General features: G+C 73.3%; 11 protein-coding genes. 6 read left to right on the forward strand and 5 right to left on the reverse strand.

Annotated features, from left to right (window positions below):
* Positions 1-1,230 (forward strand): sensor histidine kinase (locus FE256_RS16380; protein WP_502704863.1); only part of this gene is annotated, 1,230 nt, incomplete at its 5' end.
* Between the two features lie 79 nt (positions 1,231-1,309).
* A complete protein-coding gene (locus tag FE256_RS16385; protein WP_138177794.1) occupies positions 1,310-1,960 on the forward strand; it encodes a response regulator in 651 nt (216 codons plus the stop codon).
* 15 nt (positions 1,961-1,975) lie between these two features.
* On the opposite strand, the gene FE256_RS16390 is transcribed toward FE256_RS16385, so the two are convergent.
* Positions 1,976-2,497, reverse strand: a complete 522-nt coding sequence (locus FE256_RS16390) for a hypothetical protein (RefSeq protein ID WP_138177796.1) — start codon at positions 2,495-2,497, stop codon at positions 1,976-1,978.
* 85 nt (positions 2,498-2,582) lie between these two features.
* Here FE256_RS16390 and FE256_RS16395 point away from each other — a divergent pair, with 85 nt between their 5' ends.
* Positions 2,583-3,209: a 2-phosphosulfolactate phosphatase gene (locus FE256_RS16395; RefSeq protein ID WP_138177798.1), complete on the forward strand. Its 627-nt coding sequence runs from the start codon at positions 2,583-2,585 to the stop codon at positions 3,207-3,209.
* A 72-nt stretch (positions 3,210-3,281) separates the two neighbouring features.
* Here the strand turns inward: FE256_RS16395 and FE256_RS16400 are convergent, their stop codons facing one another.
* From FE256_RS16400 to FE256_RS16415, 4 genes are all read right to left on the reverse strand, one after another.
* Positions 3,282-3,770: a SprT-like domain-containing protein gene (locus FE256_RS16400; protein ID WP_138177800.1), complete on the reverse strand. Its 489-nt coding sequence runs from the start codon at positions 3,768-3,770 to the stop codon at positions 3,282-3,284.
* Positions 3,771-3,799: 29 nt separating this feature from the next.
* Entirely contained in the window at positions 3,800-4,327 is a 528-nt protein-coding gene (locus FE256_RS16405) for a tetratricopeptide repeat protein (RefSeq protein ID WP_138177802.1), read from the reverse strand.
* A gap of 115 nt (positions 4,328-4,442) precedes the next feature.
* On the reverse strand, positions 4,443-5,309 hold the full coding sequence (locus tag FE256_RS16410) for a spermidine synthase (protein ID WP_138177804.1): 867 nt from the start codon (positions 5,307-5,309) through the stop codon (positions 4,443-4,445).
* Between the two features lie 34 nt (positions 5,310-5,343).
* Positions 5,344-6,135: a class II glutamine amidotransferase gene (locus FE256_RS16415; RefSeq protein WP_138177806.1), complete on the reverse strand. Its 792-nt coding sequence runs from the start codon at positions 6,133-6,135 to the stop codon at positions 5,344-5,346.
* A gap of 86 nt (positions 6,136-6,221) precedes the next feature.
* Between FE256_RS16415 and FE256_RS16420 the strand changes: the two genes are divergently transcribed.
* The 3 genes from FE256_RS16420 to FE256_RS16430 form a co-directional block, all read left to right on the forward strand.
* Positions 6,222-7,478, forward strand: coding sequence for an aminotransferase class V-fold PLP-dependent enzyme (locus FE256_RS16420; protein ID WP_138177808.1), 1,257 nt, complete (start codon positions 6,222-6,224; stop codon positions 7,476-7,478).
* On the forward strand, positions 7,475-8,572 hold the full coding sequence (solA, locus tag FE256_RS16425; protein ID WP_138177810.1) for an N-methyl-L-tryptophan oxidase: 1,098 nt from the start codon (positions 7,475-7,477) through the stop codon (positions 8,570-8,572). Before FE256_RS16420 ends, solA begins: the two co-directional genes overlap by 4 nt.
* A 1-nt stretch (position 8,573) precedes the next feature.
* Positions 8,574-9,877: gamma-glutamyltransferase (locus tag FE256_RS16430; protein WP_171024389.1), on the forward strand; the 1,304-nt coding region annotated here is incomplete at its 3' end.

Here is a 9,877-nt window from a genome sequence, read left to right on the forward strand (position 1 = left end):
CCCCGCCTCGCCCCCAGCAGATACATCTGCCGACGGATGCCGGCCGTTCCCGTGCCGCGTAGCGTGTGGGGGATGCGCATCGCCCTGCGTCCCCTGCTCCGGTACCAGCGGACCGTCGACCTCGTCGTGGCCGGGGTGTTCGGGCTGTTCTCGATCGTGATCGAGCTGGGGCCGGGAGACGTCGTGAGCAACCTCGGGGCGTTCCTGTTCGTCGCCCTCATGACGGCCGCGTTCGCCTTCCGACGGCTGCAGCCCGGGGTCGCCCTCCTCCTGGCCTGGGCCGGGGCGTGCGTGCAGATGGGGTTCCTGCGCGATCCGTCGCCGACCGACGTCGTCGTGTTCGTCGTGCTCTACGTCTCGGCCGCGTACGGCAGTCGCCGCGTGTTCTGGGCGGGGTTCGTCTCGGCTTTCGTCGGAGCCGCGGTGGCCTCGGCGTACGTGGTCCTGCGCGGGGTGAACGGGGTGTTCAATCCCGACAGTCTCTTCGCCGTCCTCGCGGTGCTGCTGGCCTCGGGCTTCGCGTTCCTCCTCGCCTGGGTGACGGGGGCGCTCGTCCGCACGGCCCACCGCGCCGCCGCGAACGCCGCGGCGCAGCGCGCCGCCGAAGAGGCCACCGTCGCCGAACAGGAGCGTGTGCGCATCGCGCGCGACATGCACGACGTCGTGGCGCATTCGCTCGCCGTCGTCATCGCGCAGGCCGACGGGGCGCGCTACGCCGCCGCTCAGGATCCCGCCGCTGCGACCCAGGCCCTCGCCACGATCTCGTCGACCGCCCGCGCCGCCCTCGGTGACGTGCGGCTCCTGCTGACCCAATTGCGGCACAGTCAGGCCGACGGCCCCCAACCCACCCTCGCGGACGTCGAGACGCTGTATGCGCAGGTGCGGGCCGCCGGGGTCGACCTGCAGGTGTCGGTCGAGCCTCCACCGGACGGCGAGCCCCCCGCCGCGGTGCAGCTCGCGCTCTATCGGATCCTGCAGGAGGCGCTCACCAACGCCCTCCGGCACGGGGCCGACCGCCGGGCCGTCGTTCGGTTCGCATGGCATCCCGACCAGGTCGAGCTCACGGTGGGCAATCGACGGGTCATCGGCGCCGCGCCTCCGTCGTCCGCCGGGCACGGCCTCATCGGAATGCGGGAACGCGCCCAGCTCGTCGGAGGGACGCTGTCGGCGCAGCCCGAAGGAGACGGCTTCGTCGTGCGGGCGAGCCTGCCGATCGGAGCTCCCTCGTGAGAGTGCGGTTCGCCCGCGTCCCCCGTGCGCGGCAGAGTGGATGCCGCAATGTCCCCGCCCCTCGAGAGGAACCGCTGTCATGACCTCGCCGATCCGTGTCGTGCTCGTCGACGATCAGGCCCTCTTCCGAGCCGGCATCCGGATGGTGCTCGATTCCCAGCCCGATATGGAGGTCGTCGGGGAGGCCTCCGACGGCCGGGAGGGGATCGAGGTCGTGCGAGCGACAGGTCCCGACATCGTCCTGATGGACGTGCGCATGCCCGTCATGGACGGTCTCACCGCGACCGCGGAGATCCTGCGCGAACCCCGCGCTCCGCGCGTGGTGGTGCTCACCACGTTCGATCTCGACGAAGCGGCGGCACATGCCATCCAGCACGGCGCGAGCGGATTCCTGCTGAAGGACTCCGACCCGGAGTTCCTGCTGTCGGCCGTGCGCACCGTGCACGCGGGTTCCGCGGTCATCACCGCTGAAGCCACCCGCGATCTCTTCGCCCACATCGCCGAAGGCGGCACGACCGAGCCGGTCCCGGCGAGCTACACCGCGCTCACCGACCGCGAACGGGAGATCTTCGCGCTCGCCGCCACCGGCCTCAGCAACGCCGAGATCGCCGCGCGCGAGTTCTTGTCGGAGGCCACGGTCAAGACGCACGTGAGCCGGATCCTCACGAAGCTCGCGCTCCGCGATCGGGTGCAGCTGGTCGTGTTCGCCTACCGGCACGGTCTGGTCTGACCCGCCCCGGGACGTTCAGGAGGCGGGCGGCTCGGCGTCGTCGTGATCGAGTTCCGGATCGTGCGCCCACGTCGGTGCGAGCGCGCGGATGCGGGTGGCGCGCCATTGCCACATCGCCCACAGCCCCGGCCAGAGCGCGGGGGCGGCGGCGCCGCCGATCGTGAGACGTTCCCGCCACAGCGTCCGGCTCGGGTCGCCGGGGACCGCCGAGACCGCCATCTGGTGATCCCACACGTCCAGCGCCGCCAGCGGGCCGGTGAGCGGCACGCCCCAGTCGCGGAACACCCGCACCGGGCCGTGCGCGTCGCGCGTCGTACGGTCCGAGACCGAGATGAGCTGGCGGCCGACCGGGAAGACCCCCGCCGCGCGCATCTGGACAGGGACGTCGTCACCCGAGGCGAACGAGGTCGGCATGTCCTCGAGCGGCTCGACATCGAGGAGCGGTCCGTACAGCTCGGCGACCGCCCGCGGGGAATGCAGTGCCCGCCATGCGGCATCCGGATCGCAGGCGATCTCGAACTTCAGCAGAATGCGCATGCTCGCATTGTGTCAACTCCGCGGGCGGCTGCGGGACGGGTTGACGCGGCGAGAGCCCGTGCGCGGCTCGTCGTAGGCTCGAAGGATGCCGCACACCCCCGATGCCCTCGCGCAGGCGAACTACCAGGTGCGACTGGACTGGGGCGAAGCGGGTCTGCACCGACTGGCTCCCGCGCACGTCGTCGTGGTGGTGCAGACGTTGGGGCTCTCGGCGCGAGCGATCGCCGCGGCCGAGGACGACCGCACGCTGGCGGCGTCGTCGAGCGACGCCGAGCGGATCGCCCTCGCGGCGGAGCGGGCGGGGGCCCACGTCGTCGTCGCCGGTGTACGTAACGCCGCGGCTGTCGCCGCGCACGTGCTCGACGTGCAACGTGACCGCGGGGAGCGGACGAGCATCGCCGTCATCGCGGCGGGCGATGCGGACGACGCGCCGGAGTCCGGCGTGCGGTTCGCCGTCGAGGATCTCCTGGGCGCCGGCGCCGTCGTCACCGCGCTCGGCGACCTCGGCATCGACCACGCCTCGCCCGACGCGGCCGTGGCCGGCGAAGGGTTCCGGGCGCTGCGCGGCGCCGTCCGGCATCTCCTCACGGCCAGCGGCACGGGCCGCGTTCTGGCCGACGCGGGTGCGCGCGATCTCGTGCTCGCCGCGGCCGAGCGCGACGCGGCATCCGTCGTCCCGGTCCTGCGTGGGGGTGTGTTCACCGCCGCGTGAGCGGGTGGCGCGGCGAGCGGTGCCGCGTGAGGGCGTGGGCGTCGCCGCGTGAGCCGTGGCGGGGCGTCCGGTTCAGCGGGGCGTCGACGCGGCGAGTCGCGTCGCGGGGGTGATCTCGCGCCGGATCCACGTCAGGGCGAAGCGGGGATCGAAGGACGGCGCGCACTTCGCGCACGACGTGGGGCGTGTCGCGCGACGGTGCCGGTAGGCGACGTGCCCCGCGGGACACGTGCCCACCCACGGCGCCAGTTCGTTCGCGGTCTCTCCGGCGTGCGTGGTGCCCCCGATGTAGCCGAGTTCGCGGGCCGCACGCTTCCACACCGGGCCGTGGCCGGCCTCGGCCCCCGCGAGGGCGTGGGCGACCTCGTGCAGCAGCGTCTGATGATTGGTGTCGTCGTCGTAGCGGGCGGCGAGGTAGCGCGAGACGCTGAGGCGGCGCCGCCCGTAGTCACACAGACCCGCGCGGCGCTTGGCGTTGTCGAACGCGAACGACCACGATTCGTCGAGGTGCAGGGCGATCAGAGCCTCCGCCCACACACGCACACGCTGCAGATCGGACATGACGGGAATCGTAGAGGGGGGCTCCGACGTCAGCTCGCCACGACCGCGCGAGTCCGTCGGCGGTCGGCGGCGTCGATCGCGAGCAGCGTCGACTCCAGTTCGGCGTCGGAGGCTCCCGCGTTCTGTCGCAGGAACAGCGCCCGCTTGAAATCCTTGCGCGCGGACTCGTACTCGCCCTCGTCGTAGTGCACCTTGCCCCGGTGCTGCAGGGCGAACGCGGCGATACCGGCCCAGCCCTGACCCTCGGCCTCTTCCGCGCACGCCGTCAGCTCCTGCTCGGCGGCGGCGAAGGCGCCGCGGCACTGCTGGATCGTGGCGTGCAGGATGCGCGCGCGCAACAGGTCGCGGCGCGTTCCGGCCATGCGGGCCACGCGGACGGACTGCTCCGAGACGGTGAGGGCCTCGTCGAACCGGTCGAGCACCTTGAGCAGCCACGTGCGCTCGAGGAGGGCCGGGAGGCTGCGCTGCGAGCCGATCTCCTCGAGCCGCTCCGCGCACTCACGAGAGTCGGTGATCTCGCGCAACGTGTCGGGGTCGTACCCGTGGATATAGCTCACCGTCGCTCCTCTCGAATGGCCGAAGGACTCCAGTCTGCGGTGCGGGGGCCGGATGATCCGCCTCGCCACACCGTCGGGTGGCGAACCTGAGCGAGCGGTCGACCGCGGGTCCGTCTCAGCGCTCGAAGATGGATGCCGAGGGCTTCGGCGACGGTGTCGCATCGGCATCCGTCGCGGGGCGCGCGTCGCGAACGAACTCGTCGATCTCGGCCCCCTGAGCGACCTTCGCGGGGTGGGGTCCGGCCGCCATCAGGCGCGGCAGCCACTCCACCGGCAGCGGCGCGGCCGACGCCGCGACGACGAGGTTGCCGAACCGGCGCCCCTTGAGCACCTGCACCTCCGCGAGCACGATGACCTCGCCCAGGACCTCGCGGATCGTCGCGACCTGCCGGCGGGCGAAGGCGAGCCCGGGTCCATCGGACACGTTGACCAGCAGCACGCCGTCGGGTGCGAGCAGCGCCGCCGCCTCGCGGTAGAACTCCACGGTCGTCAGATGGGCCGGGGTCTGCGCGCCCGAATAGACGTCGCTGACGAGGAGGTCGACGGCGCCGCGCAGACCGGCGGGCAGCCGTCCGACGCCGGCGCGGGCGTCGCCGATGCGCACACGAATCGCCGCGCCGCGGGGGAGCGGGATGTTCTCGCGCACCAGATCCCACAGGGCCGGCTCCAGCTCGATGACCTGCTGTCGCGAGCCCGGTCGCGTGGCTTCGACGTAGCGGGGGAGCGTCAGGGCGCCCGCGCCCAGGTGGACCGCGGTGAGGGGTTGCCCCGGCATCCGGAGTCTGTCGATGACGGCGCCCATGCGCGCCACGTACTCGAAGTGCAAGTGCGTGGGGTCGTCGAGATCGACGTGCGACTGCGGGGTGCCGTCGACGACGAGCTCGGAGCCCGAGACGAACGTCGAGGCTGTCACGCGGGCGATCGATCCGTCCGAGAGGCGCGCCGTCGGGGCGTCGTCGGGTTCCACACGCATGCGAGCCATGTGTCCACGGTAGGCCCGCTCCGGTTCTCGCGCGTCACACGGGTGTCGGACGGGGGATTGGGACGGATGCCAGCCCTTCCGGCGTCACGATCGAGACCGTCTCCTCGGGGAGCGGCGTCCAGCCCTCGAGCGGGATGCCGGTGGTCGCGACGAGGCGCGTGCCGGCCGCGGTGCGCCGCGTGAACAGGCGGTTGTAGCCGTCGCCGTGTCCGGGAGGGAGGTCGACGACGTCGAGCCCGCGTGCGGCGAAGGCGGCGAGCGGCGCCGGCCTCCCGGCGGAGGAGTGCACCGCGACGAGCGCGGTGGGGGTGAGCAGCAGGGCGTTCAGGCACGCGTCGGGGTACAGCGCGCGCACCGCGGCGACCGCGTCGGCGACGGCCCGTGGGTCGACATGCTCCGCGAAGGTGAGGGCGCGGCACACGCGCGCGAAGTACAGCTCGCTGTCGTTGGAGCCGCGCAGGTTCGCGCGTTCCTCGGCGGTGAGCGCTGCGCGCAGCCTTTCGGGCGGCGCCAGCGCGCCGTTGTGCTGGAACGCCACGTGGCCGCGGACGAAGGGCTGCGCCTCGGCTTCGGTCGCGCCGGTCCCCGAACTGCCGAAGCGCAGGTAGAGGAGTGCGGCGGATGTGGGGGTCGGCACCGCGCGCGCCAGGTCGTCGAGCCTGGCGCGTCGATCCGCGACGACGTGGGTCGAGACGCCGTCGTGGCCCCGCCACGCCGACCCCCATCCGTCGGCGTGCACTCGCGACAGCGCGGAGAAGGATGCCAGGACCTCCGGCCCGAGCGCGGTGGCGGCGTTCGCCGGCGCGGTGCCGACGTAGGCGAGCATGCGGGACACAACACCTCCAGATCGAGAAGCAAGATTGGATCCACATGTAGTATGTTTGGATCCTACTCGGAGGTATCCCGTCCCCCATGAACTCGCTCCCCACCGCAGACGCCGCGCTGGCCGCGGTACCCGCGCCCCCCGTGGACGGACCCCCTATCGACGTGGCCGCCGAACGGCGCCGCACGACCGGATCCACGCTGGCCAGCCACTTCAACGCCGCGGGCGCGGCACTGCCCACCCATGGCGTGGTCGCCGCCGTCGTCGAGCACCTCCGCCTCGAAGAGACCAAGGGTGGGTACGAGGCCGCCGCCGAGCGCCGCGGCCGACTCGACGACGTGTACGCGTCCGCCGCCACGCTGGTCGGGGCGGAGCCGGCCGAGATCGCACTGTTCGACAGTGCCTCGACCGGGCTGCGGGTGATGCTGGACGCCCTCCGCCCGCAGCGCGGGCAGCGCATCGTCGCCTCCAGCAGCACGTATGTCAGCCACGCCCTGCACCTCATGAGCCTCGCGCGCGAACAGGGCATCGATCTCGTCATCGCTCCCTACGACGAGCGGCGCCGCGTCGACGTCGCCGCCCTCGATGCGCTCCTCTCGGACGGGGTACCGTCGATCGTGACGGTCGCCCACGTGCCCACTTCGTCCGGTCTCGTCGAGCCGGCCGCCCAGATCGGGGAGGTCGTGCGGCGTTACGGCGGGACGTACATCCTCGACGCGACCCAGTCGGTCGGTCATCTGTCCGTCGACGTGGAAGAGATCGGCTGCGACATCCTCGTCACGACCGGGCGCAAGTTCCTGCGGGCGCCGCGCGGCACCGGCTTCGCCTATGTGCGCGACACCCTCCAGGACCGGCTGCTCCCGACGGCCCCGGACGTGCGTGGAGCACGCTGGACCTCGAGCGCCTCGTGGGAGCTCGACGCCTCGGCGCGGCGTTACGAGACCTGGGAGGGGGCGGTCGCCGCGCGCCTCGGACTCGGCGTGGCCCTCGACGAGGCGATCGCGCGCGGCATCCCATCGACCGCGCAGTGGCTCGTCGCCGCGGGTGAGCGTCTTCGCGCCGGACTCGCCGGTCTCGACGGCGTCGCGGTCGCCGACCCGCCGGGCACCCGCTCGGCGATCGTCACGTTCGTCATCGACGGCGTGGCTCCCGCCGACGCGGTCGTCGAGCTCGCGCGCCGGGGCGTGCGCGTCGTCTCGGTTCCCGCCACGCACGGGCAGTGGGATCTGGGCGACCGTGGCGTGCCGAGTGTCGTCCGCGCTTCCCCGCACGTCTACAACGACGAGACCGATGTGGCCGCTCTCATCGACGGTGTCGCCGCGATCAGCGCGGGGGTCACCCGATGACCGCCGCGGTCTCGGCCGACGTCGTCGTGCTCGGGCTCGGCATCCACGGGATGGCCACGGCCGCGAGTCTGGCCCGACGCGGCCTGCGCGTCGTCGGCATCGACCGATTCGCGCCGGCGCACGCCCGCGGATCCTCGCACGGCCGCACGCGAATGATCCGGCGCGCCTACCCGAACCCGGTGTGGAATCCGCTCGTCGAGAAGGCGTTCGACGCGTGGGAGTCCCTCGAGCGCGAGACCGGCACCGTCCTGCTGCACCGCACCGGCGGACTGTACGCCCACGAGGGCGCAGCGCAGCTGCAGGGTCCGGATTGCGTCCTCGTCGAGGACCCCGCCGAGATGGCCTCCCTCATGCCGTCGTTCGCCGTCCCCGACGGCTACCGCTCCGTGTACGACCCGTCGGCGGGGGTGATCGAGGCCGAACGCGCCCTCGTCGCGCTGCGGCACGTGGCCACGACTGCCGGTGCCGATCTCCGCTCCGATGAGCGGATCCTGGGTTGGGACGCGGGCCCGACCGGCGTCGAGGTCCGCACCGACCGCGGTGTCGTCCGCGCCGCGCGTCTCGTCGTGGCCGCGGGGCCGTGGGCGGGAAGGCTCCTGCCGCAGCTGTCCGACCTGCTCGAGGTCTGGCGCATCCTGACCGTCACCGTCCGGCCCGGGCAATCTGCGGGGATCCCGCCGGCGCTCGGCGCGTTCTCGGTCGATCGTCCCGAGGGGCTCGTCTTCGGCATCCCGGATGCCGACGGCAACGGCGTCAAGCTCGGAGTGGATGCCGGAGAGATCTGGGATCCCGAGACCCCCGTGGCCCCGCCGACCCCGGCCGAGGTGCAGGAACTGCGCGCGCTGCTGCACACGTACGTGCCCGCCCTCGACACCGCCCCCGTCGAAGCGGCCGCGTGCCTGTACACGATGACCGCGGACAAGCGCTTCGTGATCGGCGCGCTCGCCGACACCCCCGAGGTCATCGCCGTATCCGCGTGCTCGGGCCATGGGTTCAAGTTCGGACCCGCTCTCGGCGACGCCGTCGCCGATCTGTGCGAGGGCATCCCCCGGGCCGACCTCGACTTCCTCTCGACCGATCGACGGGGGATCTGACATGACCACCGCCCTGGCCGCCCCTCACGCCGCCGCCGTCGACGCGGGACGTTCCGCCATCGCCGCCGGGGGCAACGCCCTGGATGCCGCGCTCGCCGCGGCAGCGATGCTCACCGTCGTCTATCCGCACCAGTGCGCCCTCGGCGGTGACGTCATCGCGCTCGTCCGTCGCCCCGACGGCTCCACGACCGCGGTCGTCGCGGCCGGGACCGCACCGGCGGCCATCGCCGAGGCGTCCGCCTCCTGGCGCGAGATCCCCCGCGCGGGAGCCGCTTCGGTCACCGTCCCGGGCGTGCTCGCCGGGTGGCGCGCGATCGCCGAGCTCGGCGCCACCCTGCCGCTGGGGCGCGCTCTGCAGGCCGCCGCCGACGTCGCCGAGAACGGGATCCCGGTCAGCGCCGGTCTCGACCGTGCTCTCGTCTCGCGCGCCGACGCGATCCGCTCTGACCCGGGCCTGCGCGCGGTGTTCACCCGCGACGATGCGCTGCTGGTCGAGGGGGACGCCCTCGTCCAGCCCGCGCTGGCGCGGTCGCTCCGGCACCTCGCCGACGACCCCGACGCCTTCTACCGCGGGGACATCGCCCACTCTCTCGTGCGCACGCTGCGCGCCGGGGGCGGCACGCACACCGCGGAGGACTTCGCCGGCTACCGCCCCGAGGTCGTCGACGCGCTCAGCGAGCGGATCGGCGGCGCCGTATGGAGCGTGGCTCCGCCGCCCTCCGTGGGGGCCGTGCTCCTGGGCGTCGCCGCCGCCGCCGAGGGCGACCCGGGTGCCGCTGCCCTGTTGGAGGCCAGCGTGCGGGGAGCGCACGCGCGGGGCGCCCACTTGGGCGATCCCCTCGCCGGGCCGGTCGATCTCGCCGCGCTCCTGGCGCTGCAGGGCCCGGCGCCCGGCGGGCCCGGGGAGCCGCGCCCGCAGGGCGACACCGCCGCGGTGGTCGCGATGGACGACGAGGGCTACGCCGTGACCATCGTGCAGAGCGTCTACCAGACCTTCGGCTCGGGGCTGCTGGACCCCGAGACCGGCATCCTGCTCCACAACCGGGGGAGCGCGTTCTCGCTCGACCCGTCCTCGCCCGCGGCCGTCCGGCCCGGCGCGCGCCCGCCCCACACCCTCGCCCCGGCCATCGTCGATCGCGGCGACGTGACCGTGGTGGCCGGATGCCAGGGCGGACGGGCGCAGCCGTGGATCCTCGCGCAACTGCTCCCCGACGCGATCGACCCCGCCACCGACCTGGACGAGCTCCTCGCCCGCCCGCGCTGGGTGATCGGCGACCGCGACCTCGGGCACGACCGACTGACCTT

The sequence above is a fragment of the Microbacterium sp. 5K110 genome (genome assembly GCF_005774735.1).
Taxonomy (GTDB): domain Bacteria; phylum Actinomycetota; class Actinomycetes; order Actinomycetales; family Microbacteriaceae; genus Microbacterium.

What these genes read in the sequence shown, in the direction of transcription:
- FE256_RS16385 (WP_138177794.1), top strand. Translation starts at nt 1,310, where the DNA reads ATGACCTCGCCGATCCGTGTCGTGCTCGTCGACGATCAGGCCCTCTTC.
- FE256_RS16390 (WP_138177796.1), bottom strand. Translation starts at nt 2,497, where the DNA reads ATGCGCATTCTGCTGAAGTTCGAGATCGCCTGCGATCCGGATGCCGCA.
- FE256_RS16395 (WP_138177798.1), top strand. Translation starts at nt 2,583, where the DNA reads ATGCCGCACACCCCCGATGCCCTCGCGCAGGCGAACTACCAGGTGCGA.
- FE256_RS16400 (WP_138177800.1), bottom strand. Translation starts at nt 3,770, where the DNA reads ATGTCCGATCTGCAGCGTGTGCGTGTGTGGGCGGAGGCTCTGATCGCC.
- FE256_RS16410 (WP_138177804.1), bottom strand. Translation starts at nt 5,309, where the DNA reads ATGGCTCGCATGCGTGTGGAACCCGACGACGCCCCGACGGCGCGCCTC.
- FE256_RS16415 (WP_138177806.1), bottom strand. Translation starts at nt 6,135, where the DNA reads ATGCTCGCCTACGTCGGCACCGCGCCGGCGAACGCCGCCACCGCGCTC.
- FE256_RS16420 (WP_138177808.1), top strand. Translation starts at nt 6,222, where the DNA reads ATGAACTCGCTCCCCACCGCAGACGCCGCGCTGGCCGCGGTACCCGCG.
- solA (WP_138177810.1), top strand. Translation starts at nt 7,475, where the DNA reads ATGACCGCCGCGGTCTCGGCCGACGTCGTCGTGCTCGGGCTCGGCATC.